General features: G+C 43.5%; 23 protein-coding genes. 14 read left to right on the top strand and 9 right to left on the bottom strand.

Annotation, left to right across the window (positions count from 1 at the left end):
- Positions 1-242 precede the first annotated feature (242 nt).
- Entirely contained in the window at positions 243-1,004 is a 762-nt protein-coding gene (locus KJS52_RS08885) for an MBL fold metallo-hydrolase (RefSeq protein ID WP_213514370.1), read from the bottom strand.
- A 132-nt stretch (positions 1,005-1,136) separates the two neighbouring features.
- On the opposite strand from KJS52_RS08885, the gene KJS52_RS08880 reads away from it, so the two are divergent.
- Positions 1,137-1,586: an Lrp/AsnC family transcriptional regulator gene (locus KJS52_RS08880; RefSeq protein ID WP_213514369.1), complete on the top strand. Its 450-nt coding sequence runs from the start codon at positions 1,137-1,139 to the stop codon at positions 1,584-1,586.
- Here the strand turns inward: KJS52_RS08880 and KJS52_RS08875 are convergent.
- Positions 1,576-2,214 carry a MerR family transcriptional regulator gene (locus KJS52_RS08875; protein ID WP_213514368.1) on the bottom strand — a complete coding sequence of 213 codons (639 nt, stop codon included), beginning with the start codon at positions 2,212-2,214 and terminating at the stop codon, positions 1,576-1,578. The two genes, KJS52_RS08880 and KJS52_RS08875, sit on opposite strands and share 11 nt — an antisense overlap.
- A 309-nt stretch (positions 2,215-2,523) precedes the next feature.
- On the opposite strand from KJS52_RS08875, the gene xynA reads away from it, so the two are divergent.
- Both xynA and KJS52_RS08865 read left to right on the top strand, forming a co-directional pair.
- Positions 2,524-3,156, top strand: a complete 633-nt coding sequence (xynA, locus tag KJS52_RS08870) for an endo-1,4-beta-xylanase XynA (RefSeq protein ID WP_213514367.1) — start codon at positions 2,524-2,526, stop codon at positions 3,154-3,156.
- A 151-nt stretch (positions 3,157-3,307) separates the two neighbouring features.
- Complete coding sequence (locus tag KJS52_RS08865; RefSeq protein ID WP_213514471.1) at positions 3,308-4,156, top strand: formylglycine-generating enzyme family protein; 849 nt, start codon at positions 3,308-3,310, stop codon at positions 4,154-4,156.
- 122 nt (positions 4,157-4,278) lie between these two features.
- On the opposite strand, the gene KJS52_RS08860 is transcribed toward KJS52_RS08865, so the two are convergent.
- Entirely contained in the window at positions 4,279-4,893 is a 615-nt protein-coding gene (locus tag KJS52_RS08860) for a PH domain-containing protein (protein WP_213514366.1), read from the bottom strand.
- Between the two features lie 269 nt (positions 4,894-5,162).
- On the opposite strand from KJS52_RS08860, the gene KJS52_RS08855 reads away from it, so the two are divergent.
- Entirely contained in the window at positions 5,163-6,107 is a 945-nt protein-coding gene (locus KJS52_RS08855) for a tRNA dihydrouridine synthase (protein ID WP_373871352.1), read from the top strand.
- Between the two features lie 102 nt (positions 6,108-6,209).
- Here KJS52_RS08855 and ssuE read toward each other — a convergent pair whose 3' ends face one another.
- From ssuE to KJS52_RS08830, 5 genes are all read right to left on the bottom strand, one after another.
- Positions 6,210-6,734: an NADPH-dependent FMN reductase gene (ssuE, locus tag KJS52_RS08850; RefSeq protein WP_213514364.1), complete on the bottom strand. Its 525-nt coding sequence runs from the start codon at positions 6,732-6,734 to the stop codon at positions 6,210-6,212.
- Between the two features lie 62 nt (positions 6,735-6,796).
- Positions 6,797-7,837: an ABC transporter substrate-binding protein gene (locus KJS52_RS08845; RefSeq protein WP_213514363.1), complete on the bottom strand. Its 1,041-nt coding sequence runs from the start codon at positions 7,835-7,837 to the stop codon at positions 6,797-6,799.
- Between the two features lie 13 nt (positions 7,838-7,850).
- Positions 7,851-9,191 carry an LLM class flavin-dependent oxidoreductase gene (locus KJS52_RS08840; RefSeq protein WP_213514362.1) on the bottom strand — a complete coding sequence of 447 codons (1,341 nt, stop codon included), beginning with the start codon at positions 9,189-9,191 and terminating at the stop codon, positions 7,851-7,853.
- Between the two features lie 55 nt (positions 9,192-9,246).
- Positions 9,247-10,074, bottom strand: coding sequence for an ABC transporter permease (locus KJS52_RS08835; protein WP_213514361.1), 828 nt, complete (start codon positions 10,072-10,074; stop codon positions 9,247-9,249).
- 21 nt (positions 10,075-10,095) lie between these two features.
- Positions 10,096-10,899, bottom strand: coding sequence for an ABC transporter ATP-binding protein (locus KJS52_RS08830; protein WP_213514470.1), 804 nt, complete (start codon positions 10,897-10,899; stop codon positions 10,096-10,098).
- 322 nt (positions 10,900-11,221) lie between these two features.
- On the opposite strand from KJS52_RS08830, the gene rnz reads away from it, so the two are divergent.
- From rnz to KJS52_RS08780, 10 genes are all read left to right on the top strand, one after another.
- Positions 11,222-12,139: a ribonuclease Z gene (gene rnz / locus KJS52_RS08825; RefSeq protein ID WP_213514360.1), complete on the top strand. Its 918-nt coding sequence runs from the start codon at positions 11,222-11,224 to the stop codon at positions 12,137-12,139.
- Between the two features lie 168 nt (positions 12,140-12,307).
- Positions 12,308-13,468 carry a cobalamin-independent methionine synthase II family protein gene (locus tag KJS52_RS08820; protein WP_213514359.1) on the top strand — a complete coding sequence of 387 codons (1,161 nt, stop codon included), beginning with the start codon at positions 12,308-12,310 and terminating at the stop codon, positions 13,466-13,468.
- Between the two features lie 177 nt (positions 13,469-13,645).
- The gene (locus KJS52_RS08815; RefSeq protein WP_213514358.1) at positions 13,646-14,629 is read left to right on the top strand and encodes an ABC transporter permease; all 984 of its coding nucleotides are present in this window, start codon (positions 13,646-13,648) and stop codon (positions 14,627-14,629) included.
- A 17-nt stretch (positions 14,630-14,646) separates the two neighbouring features.
- On the top strand, positions 14,647-15,528 hold the full coding sequence (locus tag KJS52_RS08810) for a carbohydrate ABC transporter permease (protein ID WP_213514357.1): 882 nt from the start codon (positions 14,647-14,649) through the stop codon (positions 15,526-15,528).
- Between the two features lie 67 nt (positions 15,529-15,595).
- Positions 15,596-17,146, top strand: coding sequence for an extracellular solute-binding protein (locus tag KJS52_RS08805; protein ID WP_246563328.1), 1,551 nt, complete (start codon positions 15,596-15,598; stop codon positions 17,144-17,146).
- A gap of 128 nt (positions 17,147-17,274) precedes the next feature.
- Positions 17,275-19,002: a sensor histidine kinase gene (locus KJS52_RS08800; RefSeq protein ID WP_213514355.1), complete on the top strand. Its 1,728-nt coding sequence runs from the start codon at positions 17,275-17,277 to the stop codon at positions 19,000-19,002.
- A gap of 2 nt (positions 19,003-19,004) precedes the next feature.
- Complete coding sequence (locus KJS52_RS08795; RefSeq protein WP_213514354.1) at positions 19,005-19,730, top strand: response regulator transcription factor; 726 nt, start codon at positions 19,005-19,007, stop codon at positions 19,728-19,730.
- 39 nt (positions 19,731-19,769) lie between these two features.
- Positions 19,770-21,524 carry a beta-L-arabinofuranosidase domain-containing protein gene (locus KJS52_RS08790; RefSeq protein ID WP_213514353.1) on the top strand — a complete coding sequence of 585 codons (1,755 nt, stop codon included), beginning with the start codon at positions 19,770-19,772 and terminating at the stop codon, positions 21,522-21,524.
- A gap of 214 nt (positions 21,525-21,738) precedes the next feature.
- On the top strand, positions 21,739-22,452 hold the full coding sequence (gene bglS / locus KJS52_RS08785) for a beta-glucanase (protein ID WP_213514352.1): 714 nt from the start codon (positions 21,739-21,741) through the stop codon (positions 22,450-22,452).
- A gap of 173 nt (positions 22,453-22,625) precedes the next feature.
- Positions 22,626-24,329, top strand: a complete 1,704-nt coding sequence (locus KJS52_RS08780) for an extracellular solute-binding protein (RefSeq protein WP_246563326.1) — start codon at positions 22,626-22,628, stop codon at positions 24,327-24,329.
- 181 nt (positions 24,330-24,510) lie between these two features.
- Here KJS52_RS08780 and KJS52_RS08775 read toward each other — a convergent pair whose 3' ends face one another.
- The gene (locus KJS52_RS08775; RefSeq protein WP_213514350.1) at positions 24,511-26,151 is read right to left on the bottom strand and encodes a response regulator; all 1,641 of its coding nucleotides are present in this window, start codon (positions 26,149-26,151) and stop codon (positions 24,511-24,513) included.
- Positions 26,152-26,164 lie beyond the last annotated feature (13 nt).

Here is a 26,164-nt window from a genome sequence, read left to right as displayed (position 1 = left end):
CACGTACAGCGATTACGACCGCAATTCGATGGAGCGGTACGTGAAAGGGGCGGCTCATATTGCTGACGAGTCCTCAGCGCGCGAGAAGGATCAGCTCGAATTTGCTCTGGATGCCTTGCAAGCTGTTCGGCGAGAGGACACCGCCTATAGTCTCATTTATAATTTGGAGCAGCTGCAGCTACAGTATCACACCGCATACCAGAGAGGCATGCGGTGTGATACTGTAGCTGCAACATATTTTATTAAAATGTATAAGCTTCTCCATCATATGGAACGAGAAGATTAGTGGAAAATCCTTTTTCCTTAGAAAAGCTTATCAATTCCTCTCGCGATAATGTCCAATGATTAACAGCTTCCATATGGACAGAGATAATTTTTGACGAAGGCGCAGCTTTATATACCATATAAATATCTTCTTTCCCCATCACGAGAGAGCCACCTTGCAGAAATTGATTATCACCGCCATTTACGACAATAATTTCTGGCTGATGTGCATCGATTGTCTCTTGAACAGCTTCATACCAAACTGTATCTCCAGCAATATAAAGCGTCTTTTCACTTGGATGCTTCAAGATTACACCGCACACCTGCCCGGCAAGCTGCAATATTTCCCCTCGTCCGTGTTCGCCTTTAGTTTTAGTTAGTTGAATTTCGCCAAATTTACTATTTTCCTGGAGAACCTCAACGTTTTGAAAGCCAGCGCCCTTAATTTCAGTTGCATCCTCCTCATTTTGCACAAACATTTTAATTTCCTTAGGCAATAACTCTTTCGCTGCTTCGTCCCAATGATCTAGATGCAGATGAGTAACAATTACAGCATCAAGGTCGGTTATTATGTCGTCTATCGAAACAGGCAAGTCAAGCAAAGGATTGTTTTGATCTTGGCGCAATGAATTAGGAAATGGCGGATACGCCCCTTTTTCAGCTAGAAATGGATCGACTAAAAACCTCTTCCTTGCATACTGGACCATAAGAGTCGCATTTCGAATTAGTTGTATATTCATGTGCTTCCAGCTCCTTTTCATTTTGGAATATCGCTTGCGGTATAATAAAATGATAAAGAACATCCGGAGTTGTATCGATAGCCTGGCGAAACACATTTTTATTAAATCATTTCATGGCGAAAGGATTTTTATATGAAACTAGATCAAACGGATTTTCAGATCCTTCAACTATTATTGGATAATGCACGCATCCCGTGGAAGGACATAGGGGAACAGATTCATATGACCGGTCAGGCAGTAGGCAATCGAATAAAAAAATTAGAGGATAGCGGCATCATATCTGCTTACTCGTTAATCATTGATGAATTGAAATTAGGGCTTGCTTTTACTGCGTTTGTTATTATTCAAATGAAAACAGCCAATCATGATGCTTTTATTCGCTTTATTTCAGATCAAAATGAAGTCGTTGAAGCGCATCGCATTTCGGGTGCGGGCTGTTTTCATTTGACGGTGAAAGTAACATCCCAAGAACAATTGACTTATTTTCTTGGCAAACTGCTTGAATACGGAAACTACAGCTTGAATCTATCTATACAGAAGCTTAAACAAAGCAGTACATTAGCTGCCGCGCTCAAAGATTAGAATGATAATTTTTGCCCGCTGAATAATAAACGGCCACCTTATTCAGAAAGTATGCGTAACCGACTTGCCATTGCTCAAGAGGAGTATTTGCCGAGAAGCCTTCCTGCAAAAATCGAATCATATCCTCATTAAATGACTGTGCTTCCAAGGCAGAGTCATTTAATGCTGCTACATCAATCGGCTGCTGCAACAGGTCAACATCATATTCCTTCCGCAAATGCTCATTCTGCTCCTTTAACGCTTGTTGCCATTCCTCTTCAGATGCAAACCCTTTAAACATCGTTTCCATTTCTAAATCAACTCCTTGTTTGGCACTTTCTATAGTAGTATTGATAGTTGTGATCAGCTCCTTGAAATGAGCTATTTTCTGTTCCAGCAAAAGCTTTTGCTGAAGCAGCGTATTTTCTCTGTCGATATGGCCATCTAACAATGACTTGACCGATTTGAGAGGAAAATCCAGCGCTTTGTAAAAAAGGATTTGCTGCAATCGTTCCAAATCCTTCTTCCCATATAAGCGATAGCCGGCTTCTGACGTTTGCTCGGGAATTAAAAGACCTGTTTTGTGATAATGGTGTAATGTCTTAACGGTTGTATGCGCCAGTTTTGCCACCTCGCGAACGGTATACATGTTATTCATCCTTCCATACTAAATTGGTACAAAGCGTAGTGTTCCCGCCTCTATACGAAAGGATAAACGATCCTCTAAGGGGAGAGTCAACCTACCCAAACATATATTTAAAATCTGTAGTGTAATCTTTAATTCCTTTATTTTTGTGTATACGCTTTCATTCTATAATTTACCTATAAAGGAGGTGAAAGTAAGTTGTGAACAACTAACAAATTTGAATGTTGGTTAGTGTTGTGCTGCTAAGAGGGACAAGCATGTAGTTTGTAGGGAAGTAGTGAAAAATCCAATTGTTTTTCGGGAGGTAAAGCTATGCTTAAGTTAAACAAGAAGTTTTTGAAGCTAATGATTGCAGCTACTTTAAGTTTTGGATTGCTTGCAACAACCGCAAGTGCGAACACGCATTGGCAATATTGGACGGATGGCGGCGGAACTGTAAATGCTACGAATGGATCTGGCGGCAATTACAGTGTGCAATGGTCAAATACCGGAAATTTTGTTGTCGGCAAAGGCTGGGCTACTGGATCTCCATCACGAACAATTAACTACAATGCTGGCGTCTGGGCGCCGTCCGGCAATGCTTACTTGACTCTCTATGGATGGACAAGAAACTCTCTGATTGAATATTACGTCGTAGACAGCTGGGGCACATATCGGCCTACTGGACAGTATAAAGGATCGGTTACCAGCGATGGCGGCACATATGACATATATACAACGATGCGCTACAACGCTCCTTCTATTGACGGAACACAAACCTTCCAGCAGTTCTGGAGCGTGCGCCAGTCTAAGAGACCGACTGGCAACAATGTCTCCATTACGTTCAGCAATCACGTTAACGCATGGAGAAATGTAGGAATGAATCTGGGCAGCAGCTGGTCTTACCAAGTGCTTGCGACAGAAGGCTATCAAAGCAGCGGAAGCTCGAACGTAACGGTGTGGTAATTGCCTCACGTTCGCTCGCTTGCAGCTTTTTGACAAAGAATTAGCCAGGGCCTGCCGGTTTCACAGCCGGCGGCCTTATGTCGTTCAGCTAAGCAGTTAAGCAGTTAATTTGAGCTTTCCATCCTTTACGAAGGAGATAACGATCATGATAATGAGAAAACCAATCCTTTTTCTATTAATCGCGGTCATCGTCATCATTAGCGCTTGCTCGCAGGATAAGACTGAGAACAGTGGAAACAATGATAGCTTGGTGCTCGTTGAAGGCGGGACCTTTAAAAACACAACGTCCAATTACTATGGAAAAGACGTAACAATAGCGGACTTTTATATCGGCAAATATGAGGTAACCCAAAAAGAGTGGCAGGATGTGATGGGGAGCAACCCTTCAGCCTTCCAGGGCAATAATTTGCCAGTTGAGATGATAAGCTGGTATGACGCTGTTGAGTACTGTAATAGAAGGAGTATAAAGGAAGGCTTGGAGCCGTACTACAATATCGACAAAACTAAAATAGACTCGCACAATAAAAGCGAGTATGACCCTGTCAAATGGACCGTCACGATCAATGAAGGCGCGAATGGCTACCGCTTGCCAACGGAAGCGGAATGGGAATATGCAGCCGGCGGAGGTCAACTGAGCGAAAGCTCCCCATATAGCGGCGGAACGAATGCAGATGAAGTTGCCTGGTATTGGAGAAACGCTGGCAATGAGTATTTGTCGGGAGATTGGACCTGGGCTGCGATTGAGAACAACAGAAATACAACGCAAGCGGTTGGCTCGAAAAAGCCGAACGAGCTGGGGCTTTATGATATGTCAGGCAATGTAAGAGAATGGTGCTGGGACTGGTATGAGGACAATGATTTTGAAAGCGGAATTTACCGTGTGGTGAAGGGCGGCGGCTGGATCGGCGACGTCAGCAACACCGAGAGCGCCTTCCGCGGCAAATTTGAAGCAAGCGGCTATGGGCCGGACCAAGGCTTTCGTGTCGTTCGCAGCGCGTAGAAACAAAATTGAAGATAATATGATGGAGAGCCAACCCATCTTCATAAACGATAATGAGCAGCCACGGAGGAGGAGTAATTTCTTCTCATGGCTGCTCATTTGGTTATTAATCATTATGATGATTACTGGTTAATATACTTTTCGAATACGAAGCCAAAGTCCTTTATTTTATATTCATCATGCTTGGCTTTCATCCAATTAAAGGCGTACTCATTAATATTGGTAAATTGCTCTGCTATTGAAGCGCTTTGTGTAGAAACCCGGCCGAGGCTTTCTTTCGCAATATGTACGCTTTGTACCGCATAGTCATAAAGCTTATCGTTGGTCGCGACGATTTCAGAAATTTTGTACAGCGTTTTGTAAAGGTCTTTTATTTGTTCAAGCTGCTTTTTATCGACATCAATAGAGAAGCTTTCACTGCCAATCTGGAACTTGATCTCTACATCCAGGTCGACTGTGCCTGCTGTTTCCAGCATTACTCTCGAGATTTCATGAGAGGAATAGCTGTAGCGCTTCAGCACGCGCTTGCTGCTTATGGCACTCTCGCCATCGAGATGGATTAACGCAAGATTTGTAAAGCAGTACTCGTCTTTTTTAGACTTGATAATGAAGTAAATTTTCTCGCCATCCTCGTGCATAACATAATCGTCAGTGTCTACCTTGTCAAAGTCCTTGCGATCAATCACTTTACCGATATCGCTTAACCCGAGTGCTTCTGATGCTAGCTTCTTAAACACAATGATCATCCTCTCAATCGAAAATAACTGCAAATTATTCCATTTGCTTGCTTCCCGTTCTCATTGTAGCAGAGGGACAACACGCTCTACAATCTTTGAAATTAATAGCATTTTAAGGTCGAGGTTTACAACAGTCTGGTCGATTGGTATATTAAACGTTAAACGATAATAAGACAGCTTGATGTACCATCTATTGTGGAAGGATTGAGTTTGAAGTGAAGGAAAATTTTTGGCGTGACTTGCCGCGGCCGTTTTTTATACTTGCCCCGATGGAAGATGTGACGGATGTTGTATTTCGCCATGTCGTTGCCAAAGCCGGCAAGCCCGACGTGTTTTTTACAGAGTTTACGAACACGGAGAGCTATTGTCATCCAGAGGGAACGCAAAAGGTACGCGGCCGTTTATTGTTTACAGAGGATGAACAGCCAATTGTAGCACATATATGGGGAGATAAGCCGGAATATTTTCGGCAAATGAGTATCGGGATGGCGGAGCTGGGCTTCAAAGGCATCGATATTAATATGGGCTGCCCCGTTCCGAATGTCGCGTCGCGAGGAAAGGGAAGCGGACTTATTTTGCGTCCGGACGTTGCGGCAGACATTATCCAGGCGGCAAAGGCGGGCGGATTGCCCGTAAGTGTGAAAACAAGACTTGGATTCAATGAAGTGGACGAGTGGGAGGAATGGCTGACGCATATTCTCAAGCAAGATATTGTAAATCTGTCCATCCACCTCCGTACAACAAAGGAATTGAGCCAGGTTGCGGCGCATTGGGAGCTTATCCCGCACATTAAGCAATTGCGAGACCGGATTGCACCCGATACATTGCTTACGATCAACGGAGATATTCCAGATCGGCAAAAAGGGTTGGAGCTAGTCGAGCAATATGGTGTTGACGGTATTATGATCGGGCGCGGCATTTTCAAAAATCCGTTTGCCTTCGAGCAGGAGCCGCAGGAGCATAGTAGTGAAGAGTATTTGGAGCTGCTAAGATTACAGCTTGATTTACAGGATCAATATGCTGAGCAGTTGCCTCGTTCCATGTCCGGGTTGCATCGCTTTTTCAAAATCTATGTCAAAGGCTTCCGCGGTGCAAGTGAATTAAGGCATCGATTGATGAGCACCAAGTCAACGGATGAAGTACGCGCACTGCTCGATATTTTTGCAGAGCAAATTCAGGCTAATCCTGAGCTGAGTGGATCTGAAATCGAATAGCGCTAGCGAACGAATCGCATAGGCGACAGGAGGAAGAGGGGCTGCGGCCCCTCTTTTCCGTAGCAAATGCTACGCTCAATGTGCAGTTGAGCAAAAGAGTAATTATACCGGATTAGACACTACCGGAGCTAGTCTATTCAGCTCCTTATCGATTCGCTCAATTGCTTCCTCTGCAATCGAAAAGCTGCCGTTTTCCAGCCGTTCGATCTGTTTATCGATTAAATAGACAGGCTGCAAAATAGTCGTAGCTCCCAGCACCGACAGCACTGGCTTTAATGCATACTCCAGCGATAGCAAATGAGCCAGCGATCCTCCTACTGCAATCGGCAGAATCGTTTTATGCTCAAGTCCCTTTTGCGGCAGCAGATCCAAGTATGTTTTCAAAATTCCAGAGTAGGCTGCTTTATACACCGGTGTAAGAACGACAACGGCTTCAGCTTTCTCGACAATCCGATTTACAGCTTGAATATGCTCGCTATTGAAATTAGCAGTCAGTAAATCTTCAGCAGGCAGCTTGAACACTTCAATCGAAGCTACCTCGTCAATTGTTTTTTCGATGTACTGCTGCACCGCATTCACTCGAGAGCTTGCGGCATTTGCGCCATTAATAATAACAATACGTGACATATCAATAACCTCCAAATTAAATGGTTTAGAACTGGGTGAAGTCAGGCAGTATAGCGCCGCCTTTACTGAGATTGAGCATAAGGATTAAATTCATTCGTATATAGATCCTCAGCTTTTATCGTACCAGGCTCCAGTTCTCCGTTTTTCTCAAGCCACTCGATCCAAATGCTAAAGTTTTTATCTTCAATGACGCCGCCTGTAGTGGCAATACCGGTGCTTTTCCAATATTTCAGATTCGCTGTCGGCTCATTCCCTTCGCGGGCGGCGACTATTTTTTCAAAGCGAGCGATGACTTCTTCTCGCGGTGTTTCTCTAGCCCACTCAATCGCTTTTGCAACGCCTTCGGTAAAGGTTTTTACCGTTGTAGGGTTTTCGGCAATGTACTTTTCAGTAAAGAAATAATCGCCTGCTGTAAAATTCCCGCCAAATACATCAGTATCCTTGAACAGTTCAACAATCCCGCCTCGTTCCAGCGCAAAGTCTCTCGCTATGCCGCTAAATATGATGACATCGAGCTGTTTATTTCGCAGCGTTTGCTCGGCGTTGGCAGGCGGAATAGTCACTAAAATAACCTCATCGATTTCCTTTTCCGTCAACCCTTCCTGTCGCAAATAATCCTTTACGAGAAATTCAGCATGTGCGCCTAAAATATTCATGCCGACCTTTTTGCCGATAAAATCCTTTGGGCCTTTTATCGGACTATCCTCAAGCACATAAGCTCCGATATAGGTGTTTTCATCGCTGCCATAGGAGCCGACCACCGCTTTGATCTTTACATTTTTGGATATGGCTTTAATCGTTGCGCCGTTAAATGCAGAGCCAAAATCGATATCTCCCGTTGCTGTTAACTGAATGCTTTCGGGGCCACCGACAGAATTGCTTACTTTATCCAGCGTCAAATCACCCAAATAACCGAGATCAGCCGCCAATTCGGGAAAGCTGACAGAGCCTGGCGAGCTTTGATATTGCAGAACCTTATCTTCACTGGAGCTGCCGCCAGCTTTTGCTGCAGCGGGCTTATTTGATGAAGAGCATCCAGCCAGCAGACTAAAAAGCATGGAGCTAATGAGTGCGAATAAGACGAATGTATAAGTTTTTTGCATAGGTTAGCTCTCCTTAAGCTTGAGTTGTGCTTATCGTTTGCTGCGCAGGGCGAATCGGAAGCGACAGGCCTAAATTTTCACGCAGTGTATGACCTTCATACTCTGTACGGAATAAGCCGCGTCGCTGCAGCTCAGGAATGACAAGCTCGACGATATCGTTCAGACCATCCGGGAACGTAGGCGCCATCACGTTAAAGCCATCGGCTGCCTCGTTTTCGAACCACTCCTGCAATTGATCGGCAATTTGTGCAGGCGTGCCGACAATTTCACGATGTCCGCGCGCTCCTGCAATAAACTCATAAAGCTCGCGAATCGTTTGCAGCCCTTCGCGCTCGGCAATGCCGCGAACAATATTGGCGCGAATTTGCGGATTAGTTGGATCGTCATTGCTTGAATGCGCAGGGATCGGACCGTCAACATCGTAGCCGCTAAGATCGGCACCGATAAAGTGCGATAGATAAGCAAGGCCTACATCAGGCAATATATAAGAATTTAGTTCTTTTCGCTTAGCAATCGCTTCAGCTTCTGTCCTGGCTACCGTGATGAACACACCAGGCATAATTTTAAGGTCATCAGCCTTGCGTCCGTATTTAGCCAGACGGCTTTTTACATCGCGATAAAAGGCTTGTGCTTCCTCTAACGTTTGCCAGCCAGTAAATACAACCTCAGCTGTTTTGGCAGCCAGCTCTTTTCCAGCTTCGGAAGAGCCTGCTTGCACAATAACAGGGTGACCCTGTGGCGAGGCTGGCGCGTCTAAAGTTCCTTGAACCTTGAACCATAACCCTTCATGGTCAACCGGGTGTACTCTATTAAGATCGAGATATTGCCCCTTTTCTTTATCGATCACAAGCGCTTCATGTTCAATAGAGAGCCATAGCTTTTTCACTACCTCTACAAACTCCTCTGCACGAACGTAACGATCGGCGTGAGCCAGATGCTTCTCCTTTCCGAATAACGTTGCTTCCTTCCCATTTGCAGAAGTGACAACATTCCACGCTGCTCTGCCATTGGACAAATGATCAATGCCAATAAATTTTCGAGCTACTTGAAAAGGCTCGTTATAGGTTGTGGTCAACGTTGCCACTAAGCCGATGTTTTTCGTTACAGCTGTTAATGCAGACAAAATGATAATCGGATCTAATTTAATGCCGGAGGGCGAGTTTTCCTGAAGCTCTTGACCGAATCCATCTGCAAAAAAGATCGTATCAAATTTGCCTCGCTCCGCAATTTGAGCCAGCTCGATAAAATAATCCAAATCAAGCGAGCGCTCTGGATGCGTAGTAGGGTAGCGCCAGCTTGCAAAATGATGACCTGGTAAATTGAAAAATGCTCCTAGCTTTAATTGTTTTGTCATTACAAACACACTCCTATTATTCATATTGAGTTACTTGGATTAAGATATAAAAAAATTACACAGTCGGATCTTGCTTCCAACGAGATAATCTTTTTTCTAGCGCCAGCAAGCCGTAGTTAATGATCAGGCCAAGTATCGAGATTGTAAGAATGCCTGCATACATTTCAGGGATCATGAAGTTATATTGAGAATACGTGATGAAGTAGCCTAGACCTTCTTTGGCACCGACCATCTCAGCGGCAATCAAGACGAGAATTGCTCCAGTGCCGGCCATGCGGATGCCTGTAAACATTGTTGGAATTGAAGCAGGGAGAATGACCTTGTAAAACAACGAAAAGGATGATATGTTCATCGATCGTGCAGATTTAATCAGAAGTGGATCAACGTTGCGGACAGCAGCGATTGTATTCAATAAAATTGGCCAAGTACAAGCGAAAAACACAATCGCTATTTTAGAGGTTTCGCCGATCCCCAGCAATAGGATGAACACGGGTAACAGCGCTAATGCTGCAGTATTACGAAACAGTTCCAGAATAGGATTGAGCAGATCACGCGCAATCGGATACCAGCCAATGACTAGACCTAACGGGATCGCAATCGCAATGGCTAAACCAAAGCCGGCAATGGAGCGGGTTATGCTTGCACTGAAATGAGAAAATAGTTCATTCGATAAAAGCATGTTCCACCATGCTGATGCTACCTCGGAAAAAGCGGGGAAAAATGCAGGATCGACGAGCCCGATACGCGGTGCAATCTCCCACACAACGAAAAATAGCAGCAGTACGATTGATTGTTTAACTAGCTTTTGTAGCGCCAACAAAGGATTAATCGTTAATTTATGCAGCCTTTTTGCGGATTTCACTTGTTTGCTAATCGCAACCATGCTTGCTTGCCTCCTCTCGCATTAAATATATAGTCCAGCATATTCGTCCTCGTGCAGTAAGCTCCAAACCTGATGACGAGCCTTTACAAATTCCGGGTTCGAGCGAATATCTGCATCGGCTAAGCGGTGCTTTAATGGGATCTCGACGATTTTTTTAATGCGCCCAGGATTTGCCGACAAAATGACGACCCGTTGACCAAGATAGACTGCTTCATCAATCCCGTGCGTAATGAAGATAATCGTTTTTTTCGTTTTCTCCCATATTCGCAGCAGCTCGCTTTGCAAGGTTTCGCGAGTTTGAGCATCTAAAGCCGCGAAGGGTTCATCCATAAGCAAAACATCCGGATTAAAAGCCAGGCTGCGAGCAATTGCTACACGCTGCTTCATGCCACCAGACAGCTCATGCGGATATCGATCAGCAAAGCTTTTTAACCCGACTAGCTCTAAATAATGATCGGATTGTGCGCGCCATTCACGTTTAGGAATTCCTTTCGCTTCAAGTCCAAATTCAATATTGCCTCGCGCAGTTTTCCAAGGGAACAGGGCATATTGCTGGAAGACAGTGCCGCGATCCAGCCCGGGACCTTTTATTTCTTGACCATCAAGCAAAATTCGTCCTTTTGTTGGAGTAGACAGCCCGCCCAATAAATCAAGCAGGGTTGACTTTCCACATCCACTTGGACCAACGATAGTAAGAAACTCCCCTTCTTTAACGGAAAACTCCATATTGCTAATCGCGGTGAATTCCTTCCTGGCTCCCTTTTGGTCGCTGTCACGCACGACAAATGTTTTTGTAACGCGATCAACTTTAATTTTTTCGCCCATCTGGATCAGTCCCTTCTTCAAAAATAATAAAAAATGAGCTATAAACAGAAAGGCCCCTACTTTTCACTTGAAATCGTGAATGCAGGAGCCTTTAGTTAACTAATCAGCTTATATATGAAAAAATGAGTAAATCTCAGTAAACTTATGGGAATAGTTTAACATGTTTGCAGCTGTTGTCAACCCTGTTTTTTGAAAAAAATTCAAGCTGGCGGACATCTATGCTTGGCTTGAAGCTGGACGGTATAATTTGTATAACGCTTACCGCGCTGTGCAACAATAGAAGGAAAAAGTTGCAATTATTATAAATTAGAGGTGGAGCAGGATGGAGCTATGGTTTTTGGGGACAAGTGCGGGAATGCCGATTCGTGACAGAAATGTAACATCAATAGCGCTAACGCAAAACGACGGAACGTTTTGGATGTTTGACTGTGGGGAGGGCAGCCAGCATCGGCTGCTGCAAACACCGTTAAAGCTTACAAAATTAACAAAAATATGGATTACTCATTTGCATGGCGATCATGTTTTCGGCTTGCCGGGTTTATTGAGCAGTCGCTCCTCGCTTGGCGGCACAGAAGCATTGCAGCTATACGGACCACCTGGATTGCGCGAGCTGCTGGAGACAAGCTTGCGAATATCGGAAACTCATTTAAACTATCCGATCCATATTACAGAAATCGAAGCAGAAGGAGCTATCTTTGAGGATGCTAACGTGAAGGTCGAAGCTGCTAAGCTCGATCATCGGATTGAGAGCTACGGCTATCGAATAGAGGAGCGTGAGCGCCCTGGAGTACTGAATGCCGGCTGGCTTGCAGAGCAAGGGCTTCCTCCAGGCCCGGTTTACGGACAACTGAAAGCAGGACAGGATGTGACGCTGGCGGATGGGCGAGTGATTCGCTCGGTTGATGCTGTTGGAGAATCGCTGCCTGGCCGCATCGTTACGATACTTGGCGATACCAGGCCATGTGCCAATGCCGTCAAGCTTGGCAGGGGCGCCAATGTGCTTGTTCATGAAGCAACATTTGCCCATGCGCTCGCGGACAAAGCTCATGAGTACGGACATTCTACTGCCCTGCAGGCTGCGCAGATTGCGCATGAAGCAGGCGCTCGCAGACTGCTTATGACGCATTTCAGCTCGCGCTATACGCGGGAGGCTTTGGCGGAGCTTGAGACGGAAGCGAGACAAGTTTTCGCCGATGCGGATGCAGCGATTGAGCTCACGCCCTATCCGATACCGCTCTAAAGGTGGTACCTCTTGCTCGCTGCTTGTTATATATAATATGTAGTTGATTATCCCGGTAATAGCTTTTTGTTATATCTAGCTATAGCTAATTAGTGTTATTTCTCCCATGCTATTGCATGCTAATATCTAATCAATAGCAACAAGGTACTAGCTAAGGGAGGAACTGACATGTGCAACAAATTTCAACTTGTAGGAAGTCTATTACGTCCATCTGATTTACTAGAATATAAACATATAATTGAGCATCGTGATGATATTAGCTACCCGTTTTATGAGAATTTACCTGGCTATGAGCAATGTGAAGCTGCTGCAATCGAGCAAATCGTAGCAAAGGAAATTGATAACGGACTAGATATCATTACGGATGGCGAATTTTCAAAATCGATGTGGCATCTCGACTTTGTGTGGGGACTGCATGGAATCGAACGCTATATTGCCGATCATGGCTATTTCTTCAGAGATATTGACGGCACCTCCAAATACGAAACAAGAAAAGACATCGGGCTTCGTATTACAGGAGAACTAAACGGTAAAAATCATCATTTTATTAAGATTTTCAATAAGCTGCAGGAGCTGGCAGGGGATCGTGAAACGAAGCTTTGCATACCTTCCCCATCTCATATCTATGGAGAGCTTTCCTGGTCCGATAATATTGGCGGAGCGGACGCTGTATATCGTACGCGTGATGAGCTGAAGCGAGGACTCGTTACGGCTTACAAGCAATTTGTTGAGGAATTTGCAGCTGCTGGAGGAAAAATTTTGCAGTTTGATGATTGCTTATGGGAGCTTTTTGCCGACGATAATCCAAATTCACCGTATACGGGCGAAAATATTAATCAGGAAGAAGTCAAAGCGCTAGCAACTGAGTTCATCGAAATTAATAACGAGGTTATCGACTTTGGACATGAGCTTGGCTTGAAAATGTGGACGCACAACTGCCGCGGCAACTACGACTCGCGCAATATGGGTGGCGGCTCGTATGTAAAAATTGCGAACCTGTTCCTTAAGCAGCTGAAATACGATCGCTTTTTCCTTGAGTGGGATGATGAAAGAGCCGGTTCTCTTGAAGCGCTGGCGGTGTTCAAGGATAGACCTGACACAGAAATCGTGCTTGGCTTGTTATCCTCGAAAACAAATTCATTGGATGATGAAGCTCGCGTGCTGAAAATGCTGGATGAAGCCTCTAAAATTATCGATAAGGATCGCCTGTTCCTATCGCATCAATGCGGCTTTGCATCTTGCGATGGAGGAAATGAGCTGACTGAGGAAGAGCAGTGGGCGAAGATTCATCAAGGACAACGTCTTGCCAAGCAATATTGGGCGAACTAAAAATCCGCAGTATGCAGGAGATAAACTCTTGTATGCTGCGGTTTTTTTGTATTTAGCGGGATAAGGAGCTGTCAACCATACTAATAAATCTTAAAAAATGACAACGCTTTCTTAATAATGTTGGCTTATGGGAGCATCTTTTGCAAAGCTATAATTAATGAAGAAGGAGGGGGTTGTATGGCATTAGACAGTTCAGTTGATCGTAATATTCGATTCAGCAAACGCCGCACACAATTTTTCAAACAATTGAAAAGACAAAAAGTTCTTCATCTTTTTGTAGGCTTAGGGATGATTTTTTTGTTAATATTCGCTTACACTCCAATGTTTGGGATTATTATGGCATTCAAAGATTATTCCATATCTACCGGGATTAAAGGAATATTTACAAGTGAGTGGGTTGGATTTAAGCACTTCAATGAATTCATTAACGATTATCGTTTCGGTGAAATCGTACGCAATACGCTTGCTTTAAGCTTTCTGAAAGTTCTGTTTACTTTCCCAGCTCCAATTATACTTGCAATTTTGCTGAGCGAGGCTAAAAATCTTCGTTTTAAAAAAGTTGTACAAACGGTTAGTTATTTGCCTCATTTCATTTCTTGGGTAGTAGTGGCCGGTATTGCATTCTCCTTCCTGTCTGCAGATATAGGAATGATAAATAAAGCATTGATGAGTCTCGGTATAATTGATAAGCCGTTAGATATATTGACTAACGCTGATCACTTCTGGGGGCTAGCAGTCGGAAGCGCAGTATGGAAAGAGGTAGGATGGTGGACGATTATTTTCCTGGCAGCTATAGCCGGGATAAATCCTACATTGTACGAAGCAGCTCAAATCGATGGAGCGGGAAGACTTGCACGAATTCGGCATATTACGTTTCAAGGTATGAAAGGAACGATCGTTGTTGTTCTTATTCTTACAATTGGAAGCATTTTGGGTGGCGGCTTAGTAGGTTCTAACTTCGAACAAGCGTTTTTATTTGGCAATAGTATAAATAATTCTACTTCAGAAATTGTTCAAACTTATGCGTTTAAGGTCGGTCTAAGGGATGGTCGTTTTTCATATGCAGCAGCTATCGATCTGATTCAATCTATTATATCTGTCATCTTAATTTTTTCAAGTAACTATATTGCAAAACGCGCTTCAGGATCAAGCTTATTTTAGAATGAGGAGTGGATTATATGGCTTTGAGTCAAAGACAAAAAGACCGGATTATGGATAGCTTGATCACAGTCATCCTATTCGTCATTTTTATAGTTATGTTTTATCCGTTTTATTACGTGTTAATTCTTTCGTTCAATAAAGGAACGGATTCCCTTACGGGAGCTATTTACTTTTGGCCAAGAGCATTCACTCTTGAAAATTACGAACGTTTTTTAAGCGACCCTCACTGGTACAAGGCTTTTATTGTCAGTGTTGTGAGAACGCTTTCAGGGACAGTGCTGGGCGTCATGTTTACTAGTCTTGTCGCTTATGGATTATCGCATCAAAATCTATTATTCCGTAAAACCTATTTCACAATTATTATCTTCGCAATGTATTTTTCAGGAGGCTTAATTCCTTATTATGTTGTATTGCGCTCAATAGGCTTGCTCAACTCGTTTGGCGTATATATTATTCCTTCCATGCTAAGTACGTTCTTCTTGTTAATCGCGATCACCTTCTTCAGGGATATACCAGGAGAGCTTAAGGAATCAGCTCATATAGACGGTGCAAATGAGTTTGTTATTTTTTACAAGGTTATTCTTCCTGTATCGATGCCGCTTATTGCAACAATGTCGTTATTCACTGGTGTAGGTCAATGGAATTCATGGCTGGATTCAGCTTACTTTGTGCAGTCGGAAAATTTAAGAACACTAGCCTTTCGTATGATGGAGGTTATTAATAAAAGCAACGCACCTATGGATTCAATTGCGATAGCAAACAGTGCTTCAGCAGGGGTTACGAGTTACTCGCTTCAATTAGCTGCAATGGTTATATCTGTGCTGCCAATTGTTTGCGTATATCCGTTTCTACAAAAATACTTTGTTCAAGGCGTTATGCTGGGCTCGGTAAAAGGTTGATTCAGGGTATTAGAGCAAGCTAGCTTGCTTTGATATATAATTTGATTGATGGAGGGGTTGTTTGATGATGAGGATAAAGAAGGGTTTGCTACTATCGTTGTCACTGGTTCTTTCGCTTTCGTTGCTAGTGGCTTGTGGCAGTAACAATGCGAATACGAATGAGAACGCTGGCAAGGTATCAACCGGGAATGATGAAGTTAAGGAGCTAACGCTTTTTATTGATGCTCCTTGGTATCCTGTCAGTGAGTGGAAGGGCCCGATTGCAGAGAAAATTACTGAAAAAACGGGTGTGAAATTAAAGGTAACGGTCGCTGCTGATGACAGACAGCTGCCGCTTATGATTTCCTCAGGCGACTTGCCGGATCTGATCTTTACTTATTCGCAAATTGATCGGTTGTCGGATTCAAGTTTATCATACCCATGGAATGAACTGATTGAACAATATGCGCCTGATTTTGTAATTGATAATACGAGAATTGCCATTCATACAATGGACGATGGAAATTTCTATACAGTAAGAAATTCCTTTGCTACGCAAGAGGAAATGGCCGCGAATAAATATGCAATTGGCAGTGATGGCAACCCAGGTATTGCGGTTCGTGAGGATATACTTAATGAACTCGGCAACCCTTCTCTAAACTCTGTAGAAGATTTTGTGAATGTTTTAGACATGGTGAAGAAAAAGTATCCTGATATGGTGCCATTGATTATGGATAAGGACTGGATTGAACAATATTTCCTGCAACAATTTGGAGTGGAAGCGCTGCTGGATGGATGGTATGAAAGAGATGGCAAGATCGAATACGCTATTAAGCAACCAGAAATGCTGGACTTCTTCAAATTTATGAATAAATTATACCGTGAAGGCTATATTCTGGCTGAAAATTTTGCATACACCAATGATCAAATTGATGATGAGTACGCGATCAGTGGAAAAGCATTTGCTCATAGCCATACAGTAAGTATAGCGGATACCGATAACGCAAAAATTAAAAGCAATGGCGGTTCACATACATTTAAAATGCTGCCAAGTGCATTATCTAAAGATGCTAAAATTGTGAGCACGGGACTTGGATTCGCGGGTACATTTATTACTAAAAACAACAAAGATCCTGAGGCTTCAATCAAATTCATTGAATACCTTGCTAGCGATGAGGGGAAAAAACTAACAATGTTCGGCATCGAAGGCGAGCATTGGACGTGGAATGAAGAGGGATATCCTAATTTGAATTATGACCCGTCAGATGCGGACTTTGTAAACAGTAATGGAATCAAGTGGTGGTATCTGTACAATGATGGTATCACAGAAGGGCTGCAAGGATATGTTCCTGGTACACAAAAGACACAAGCCTTACTAGAGCGAAAACAGATCACACAATATAAGCCTGAGATTGGACTAATCCAAACTCAACCAGATTCTGAAGAGAAAACAATCAAAACGAAAGTCGATGAAATGATTAAAAATGAAAAAGTAAAGATCTATCTTGCAGGCTCGGAAGAAGAAGCGATTGCTAATTATGAAAACATGTTAAAAACTGCCGATCAACTCGGACTACCACAGCTGGTTGATTGGGCGAATGACATCTATCAAAAAAAGAAAGAGCTATTTATTAAATAACTTGTCAATCCGGTAGAGAGACGTTGTCTCTCTACCGTTTTTCAAACTTCAGTCAGTATTGAGCATTCTTCCATGTTATATTAGTTAATGCAGTCCAAATGACATACAAGTGCCGGGAGGGGTGAATGATGAATATTACACGGAAAATAACGCTAGGCTATATTATGCTAATATTCATACCGGTAATGGCATTTGGTTACCATTATTACATGCAAATACATGGAAGCTTAACGAAGCAGTATGCTGAAGGGCGTCAAAAGATATTGGAACAAGCATACGCGAATATGAAAATGGATTTCACTCGTATCGAGTCGATACATCGAGTTTTGCAATATAACTCTTATGTTACCGATTATCTTGATGGTGTATATGACACAGAATTAGAAAATGTGTATTCCTTTATTCGCTATATACGACCGTTATATACACAAGCATTATTTGCCAATCCTGAAATTGATTCGTTATTGATCTACACGAAGAGCGAAGACATATTTACAATAACAGATCATTTTGTTGGGTGGGAATTTCTAGATCCCGAAATAGAAGAGTCACTAAGCTCTCTAAAACCTGGTTCCGGGTTATGGGTTAGAGTTGATCCGGACTCTTTACATTCTGAGCTAATTTATTATCAGCATCTTTACAACACACAGTTTACTGAAATAATCGGACTATTGGAAATTAGAATTAACGATACATTTATAAAAAAGTTTTTTGAAGCTGCAGGAGTAAAAGCTCCATGGGAGGCCTTTTTCTTAGTAGAGGATGAAATTGTTGGAAACCTTCCAATGCAAATTCATGACAATGTTTTCGAGCTAGTGGATTCGGAAACGGATACATTTATTATTGACCGTCAAAATGTAATCAATCAACTGGTGCTTGAAGAGCTTGGCGTTCATGTCTTCATAACAGGTAAAGTTGACGATGTGTTTCATTCCCTTACAAGGTCTGAAGTGATCGTAATTATAATTCTATTTTTGCTGCTAGTAGGATTATCACTCGCATATTATTGGCTGGCAACTTCTATTACGAAGCGCATTCTAAAATTAGCGAGACATATGCGTACGTTAAACGAAGAGAATTTGCGTCAAAGTATATTCAAACAGAAAAGTTCCAAGAAAAAGGATGAAATAGGCTTTTTAATTGAAACGTATAATTCTATGCTTCATCGCATGGACGAGCTGATTAACAATGTCCATCGTGCTGAGCTGCTTAACAAAGAGGCTGCCTATAAAGTTTTACAAGCACAGATTAAACCGCATTTTCTTTATAATACGCTTGAGACAATTAGGATGCTCGCTGAAACGAACAATGATAAAGAAGTGGCTGATATTTCGTTTTGGTTTGGAAGGCTGATGCGCTACAGCTTGTCTTCTGAGCAGGATGAGGTAAATCTTGCACAGGAGATTAATATGGCAAAGTTTTATTTGCAAATTCATAAAACAAGACTACAAGCCAGATTGACGTATGAGATAGATATTTCTATGGATTTGTCGAGCGTTATATGTCCTCGTTTTATTATTCAGCCTCTTGTGGAAAATAGTATTATACACGGAGTATCTACCGTAATTCGTCCTGTAAATATTCGACTTGCAGCTAAAGATTCAGAAAATGAAATTCGAATCTTCGTAATAGATGATGGGAAGGGAATCCCTGCCGATAAATTAAAAATGCTGCAATCGTTGCTTATGGCTGGAGATAGGCAGAGTGAAGCGACTACTGTAACGGGTGTTGGTCTTATTAATGTTCATGATCGAATAAAGGCTTTTTTCGGTGGAGCATCGCGTCTTGAGATAGACAGTGAATTTGGAAAGGGAACGAGTCTATGTATTATTATCGAGAAAAGGAGGGAGAAGTAACAATGAGATTGCTAATTGTAGACGATGAACCATTGATATTGCAAGGTTTGATCAAAGTCATCAGAAAAGTTGCTCCTGGAGGAACTGAGATTCGGGAAGCGCTCAATGCATTAGAGGGACTTGAGGTTATGAAAAATTATATGCCTGATATTACGATAACTGACGTAAATATGCCTGAGAAAAATGGTTTTGAGATGATTGAAGAAGCGAGAGAACAAGAGCTGTGCAGTCGTTTTATCATATTGACTGGTTATGATGAATTTGAGTACGTTCGAACAGCATTGCGCGTTGGTGTCATCGACTATATTCTGAAGCCAATCGATCAAGAGGAAATTGCAATATTACTTGAACGTATTAACAAAGAACTCCCCCCTGCAAGTGATACAGACTACACTCGTCATGCCAGCAGAATATTGGCCTATATGCAGGTTCATTTTCGGAAAGATCTTTCACTTGATCATATCTCCCAGATCATGAATCTACATCCTAATTACATTTCCAGCTTGTTTAAGAAAGAAACAGGCCAGACCTTTGTAAACTATTTGAATGGAATTCGAATTGATGAAGCCAAAAAATTACTTGTCTCTGAGCGCGATCTCTCAGTCAGCTCAATTGGAGAAATGGTTGGTTATGACAACAAGCATTATTTTGCGAAGGTGTTCAAGCGATATACGGGCACGACTCCAGGTGAATATCGCAAAAGCGCAAGTGGCGAAGCAGACTGCTGAAACAAGCGGTATGTGCAATCAATAAGGGAGGAATGGGAAATGATTCGTTCATGTCTTTTGGATGAGGTTACTTTAATGGATAACGATGCAGCTGTTCGCCGTCAACTCGTAAAACAGTATATAGCCAATTTCGAGCTGGATAGGCTGCTGCATACATTTAAGCTAAATGCAGGCTTACCTTCTCAGGCTAAACCATTAGGAGGGTGGGAGGCGGAAAATTGCGGCTTAAGAGGTCACTTTGTCGGGCATTTTCTTTCTGCTTGCGCGAAGCTTGCTTACGCTGATGGCGATCCACACTTAAAGCTGAAAGCGAATACAATTGTCGATGTGTTGGATGTCTGTGCTCAGCCCAACGGATATCTTAGCGCCTTTGAAGAAGGCGTTTTGGATGTTTTGGAGCAGGAGGAAAACCGCAATGTATGGGCGCCATACTATACACTGCACAAAATTGTTCAAGGATTAATTGATTGTTATCACTACTTGGGCAATGCAAAAGCGTTGACCTTGGCACTTAATTTGGCTCATTACATTAATCGAAGGTTTGAGAAGCTATCCTATTGGCAAGTTGACGGTATACTCAGATGCACCAAGCTTAATCCGGCAAATGAATTTGGCGGAATAGGAGATTCCTTCTATACCTTATATGACCTAACTGGTGACGCGAATCTGCTTCGTCTTGCACATCAGTTCGATAGAGATTATTTCATGTCTCCACTTGCGTCAGGTGAAGACGTTCTTAATAACCTGCATGCGAATACCCATCTACCGATGATTATAAGTGCAATGCACCGATACGAGATTACAGGTGAGGAGAAGTATAAGCTTGCAGCGATGAACTTTTATCATTTCTTGCTTGGAAGAACATTTGCCAATGGCAACAGCAGCTCCAGGGCAACACATGCTATACAAGGGACAGTATCCGAGAAATCAGAGCACTGGGGAGCTTATGGCAGATTGGACAATAGCTTGACTGGTGGTGAAAGTGAGAGCTGCTGTGCGCATAACACGGAGAGAATCGTTGAGCGATTGTTTTACTGGACTCAGGAGGTGAACTACTTGGATCATATTGAATCGCTGAAATACAACGCCATCCTTAACAGCACAAGCAGTGAAACAGGTCTTTCTCAATATCATCAGCCTATGGGCAGCGGAGCTTGCAAAACATTCAGTGAACCTTACGATACCTTCTGGTGCTGCACAGCATCCGGAATCGAGGCAATGAGTGAATTGCAAAAGAACATCTGGTTTAAAGGAACAGACACGTTATTACTGAATTGCTTTATCTCATCTACTTTATATTGGAAGGAAAAAGAAGTAGTGATTTCACAGCAAACTGCTTTCCCAGACAGTCTTACATCAACGCTTGTCATTAGCACAAAACATGCTGCAGCGTTCACCTTGAAGCTAAAGGAAGGCACTATTGCTGACGTAAAAATAAATTCATCAAGCATCGAATACAAGAGAGAAGGAGGATTTATTCTCATTGAGCGAGTATTCGATGATCAAGACATCATTCAAATCGAAATTGCAGCACCATTACGTTTCGTTCCATTACAAGGCAATGAGCATTTGGTTGCGGTAATGTACGGAAACGTATTACTTGCCCAATTAGGAAATGAACAAAAATTTGTCGGCATATCAAAAGAAAATTTGTTGAGTAGATTCGTAAAATGTGAAAAGAATCAGCTGGAATTTGTATTAACAGACGACCTTGGACATAAAGCGGCATTTAAACCGCTTTTTCGAATCGAGCAGGAACAGTATTCTGTATACTTGGAGCTTGCTGGACGTTAGTACATTCTCGGAACAGCACGAACCATTTTCAGCAGCATGTCTTCAGCTTTAAAGTTGGAAATTTAACACCAAACTTAAGATGTTGTTATAGAGTAGCGGCATGGCTACGATATACAATAAAGACGCCAATTATGAAAGCGCTTTACAAATGATGCAGACATCTACGCTATTGTATACGTCTTTCGTGCTGGTCAATTATTTAGGAGGTGTCGGAATGAAGAAGAAGTCTTGGATTTCATTAGTTGCAACAGGTCTCATTTCTATGGTTTTGGCTGGATCTGTATTTGCTAGTTTTGTTTTCTGGGAGCCACTAACCTATTTCAATCCTGAGACATGGAACAAATCGAACGGCTATTCCAATGGCGGGATGTTTAATTGCACCTGGCGCAGCAACAATGTCAGCTTTACTAATGACGGCAAGCTTAGGCTTGGACTGACAAGCTCGGCCTACAATGTTTTTGATTGCGGGGAATATCAATCCAAGTACACCTACGGCTACGGCTTGTATGAGGTTAGCATGAAGCCTGCCAAAAACGTAGGAATTGTATCATCCTTCTTTACGTATACCGGTCCTGCATATGGCACGCAGTGGGATGAAATCGACATTGAATTTCTAGGCAAGGACACGACCAAGGTGCAGTTCAATTACTTCACCAATGGAGTCGGCGGTCATGAGAAGGTCGTCGACCTTGGCTTTGATGCATCGGCTGGCTTCCATACCTATGCGTTTGATTGGCAGCCAGGCTATATTAAGTGGTATGTTGACGGAGTGCTGAAGCATACCGCAACGACCAATATTCCAAGTACGCCAGGAAAAATTATGATGAATATTTGGAATGGTACTGGCGTTGACAGCTGGCTAGGCTCGTATAATGGAGCTAATCCTTTGTATGCTGAATATGATTGGGTGAAATATACGAGCAATTAATCGAAAGCAGTAATATTTCAACAATTATATTCAATTTTTAACATCCTAAATTAGTGCAATAAATGTTGCAATGTTAGTATGGGCAGCAATAGTAATCATCATTATTATTGTTTCTGTAAACCACATTATATGGACAGGGGGAAATGAAGTTGAACAGAAGCAAGAAAAGAATAATGAGCAGTCTTTTGCTGGCAGGGGTACTAACATTGTCTACAATTTTAAGTGGATGTGGCGGCAACAATTCCAGCAATAATGGCAACAAGCCAAGCAACTCAAGCAATACCGAAAATGCAAGCAATGCGGCGAATAATGGTGCGGAAGCAGTATTGCAGGATGGGAAATATGATCCTCCAGTTACAATTACTTATTTGCGCCCGTGGGGACCGGATGTTAAGTTCAAGTCGGGCGAGGATCAGGACAATAACGTTCATGCAGCTTGGGCCAAGGAAAAGCTGGGCATTGAGCTGAAAAACCAGTGGGTGTCGCCTTCCACCAACAATGCGTTTGAAACCAAGCTGCGCTTGTCATTGGCTTCAAACTCTGAAATGCCTGACATTATTTCATACCGCGGCGATTTTAATATTGTGCGCGAATTGATTGAATCAGGGAAATTTCTTGACGCTGGCGAGTTGTTCGATAAATATGCGAGCGATGTTTGGAAAGCAGCGATGAATGAGGACCCATCTGTTTGGTATCCATATATGGAGGACGGCAAACGAATTGGCATTCCGATTCTTGATTATGCATACAATGGTGATCCTGTCATGTGGATTCGCGAGGATTGGATGCAGAAGTTTGGCTTCGATGCGCCAGAAACGTTGGATGAGCTTGAGGAAATTATGGAAGCGTTCACGAATCAGGATCCGGACGGTAATGGCAAGAAGGATACGTACGGCCTGTCAATTGGCTTTAAAAACTGGATCAACACCTGGATGTCCGATGCAGGCTGGGTATTCGGCGCTTTCGGCACGATGCCGAACCAATGGAATTTGACGGAGGACGGCACGCTTGAATACGGTTCAGTATCAGAAGGCTCCAAGCAGGCTCTTGCAAAGCTGCAAAGCTGGATGAGCAAAGGCTATCTCTCCGAAGAAGCTGGCTTGTACGACGAGACTAAGGCAGCAGAAGAATTTACGGCAGGCAAGGCAGGGATCGTAGTTGGCCCGCACTGGATGCCATCATGGCCGCTGGAGGATGTGAAAAAGAACAATGCTGATGCGCAGTATAAAGCTTATCCAATTCCTGCTGGCCCTGACGGCAAAGTAGGCAGACATGGGACAGCGAATTCCAACGGAGTTGTTTTGATTAACAAGGATATGAAGAACCCGGAAGCATTTTTCAAATACCAAAACTACCTGTTTGACCATTTTGCCAATCCGGAAGCGGGAAGCGAGTTCGAATTTGGCTTGGCAGAAGGCTATGACTGGGTAATGGTTGACGGTCAGCCGACTACTGATGCGGCCCATACTGGCGGCTTTGCACCAGAGAAATATACAATTACATTTGACGGCGCACGTATTCCGAGCTTGAATATGTCTACATTGGCTAAGCTTGCTAGCGGCGAAGAAGCAACAACGCCATTTGAGAAGAAGCTGAAGTCGAGCGTGCCGCAATCGATGCTTGAAGCAGCAGAAATCGTTATGGCACAAAAGGACAGCGTATACCAGCAAATGTTCACAGGCGCGCCAACAGCAACGATGCAGATGAACAATGACATTTTAGGCAAAATGGAGAAGGATACGTTCTCACAAATTATTTACGGCAAAGCACCGCTTGATTCCTTTGACACATTCGTGGAAAAATGGAAATCGTCAGGCGGCGATCAGATTACGAAGGAAGTAAACGAATGGTACCAATCGGTTAGCGGTGGGCAATAAACATCATGCAAGTCATCGCTAATTTGCTAATTCGCTAATATTTCGCGATAGCACAACAACAAAGCATCCTGCCACACTTGGTCAAGGGCTCAGCCCCAAAATCAAGTGCGCAGGATGCTTATTTGGCATTGCCAGCGAGCGCGTAACAGCGTAATTAAAGTTCGGCGTTTTGAACTAACTCTCAGGAAGGCAAGCTATCTCTATATTCCTGGGGAGTCACATCATAAAACTTCTTGAACACCCGAATAAAGTAGGCCGTATTGTTGTAGCCGACAAGCTCCGCCACTTCAAATACCTTTGCTGTCGTCGTCCGCAAATAGAACGCTGCTTTTTCCATTCTTAGCCGATACACATACGCTGTGAGCGCTTCTCCTGTTTCAGCCTTGTACACCTTGGACAAATATACAGGGTGCAAATGCACATGCTCGGCAATCGCGGGCAGCGATACGTCCTCTGCCAGATGGCGATCAACAAAGCTTTTGACGCTGCGCACAATCGTGCTGTGATTGTCCTTAAGCTCCTGCTCTGAATCCTCCCGAATATATTGCAGCGTGCGAATCGACCAGTCCAGCAGTTGCTGTGCCGTCGTATAGCTGGGAGCCTGAAAATAGCGATAGGATTCGCTCGGCAGTATCGATGAGAGCTGCTTGCCGTTTTTATGAATAATATACGAAAAGGCTCCGGCAAGAACATGATAAACCTCAATCATATGCTCGGCTATATCATAGTTTTCACTCGAGCGCAGCAGCTCCTCGAATATGTGAGCAAGCTTTTTCTCCACATCGTCAAAGCGTCCGGCCTCCAGCAAACTAATGAGCGTCGGCGGTTCATACAACGAGCGAATGCTATGTACAGGCTCGCAGGCGGGCTCATCCGAAGCAGTAACAAACAAGCCCTTTCCTTGGCCCATTCGCTTGCGCATCGACATCACCGCATGCTCATAGCTTGCTCGAATCTGATGCGGGAACTGCCCCCAGCTGCCGACTAAAACCGAAATTGCACCCTTCAAATAAAGCTGCACATTGGTTTGAATTTGTGCCGCATACTGCTCCAGCAACGCCTTGGCATGGTCGAGCTTGCCCGGGAACAGCTTGCTGTCCTGGCGCACACTAGCGAGAATCACGATGTAATCATGGGCATCGCGCGTATGCCAAATATGAAAGTCAGTTTGCATTACTTCGCTTACAATATTGCAGATCGCATACTCGATCAAGGCAAGATCCTGCCCTGCCATATCGGACAAATGCTCTTCCATTCGAATAACGAGCATGCCAAGCTGCTCGCCCTCTGTATAGGGCAGCTCCAGCAGCTTTAGCTTGTCCGCAAGTGCTACTGCTGTAAAGCTTTTGCCCGTAAGCAGCTCATTCAGCAGCGTGGAGCGCAGCAACGGGAGATTCTCTTGAAAGGTGTACAGCGCTTTTTGATAGGACGCTGCTTCCTCCCATTTTTCCTGAATGCGCTGAACGAGTCGCTTGACCGAATCAATCAGATCCTCATCGCTAACAGGCTTCAGCAAGTAATCGAAGCTTTGATTTACGATCGCTTGCTTGGCATATTCAAATTCGGCATAGCCCGATAATAGAATCGAATGAACATGAGGCCATCTGTCATGAATCGCCGTAATGAGCTCGATGCCGGACATGCCCGGCATGCGGATGTCTGTAATGACGATGTCGATCGCATGATTCTCCATCATTTCCAGCGCCGTTGCTCCAGATAGCGCCTCATGAACTGTACCGATTCCACATTCCTCCCAAGGAATCGTTTCAGCCAGCGTTTCCACAACGGAGCGCTCATCATCAACTAGTAAAAGCTGCAGCATTTATGAACACCTT

Source organism: Paenibacillus montaniterrae, from assembly GCF_018403185.1.
Classification (GTDB): Bacteria; Bacillota; Bacilli; order Paenibacillales; family Paenibacillaceae; genus Pristimantibacillus; species Pristimantibacillus montaniterrae.
This window is presented reverse-complemented; position numbering and strand designations above follow the sequence as displayed.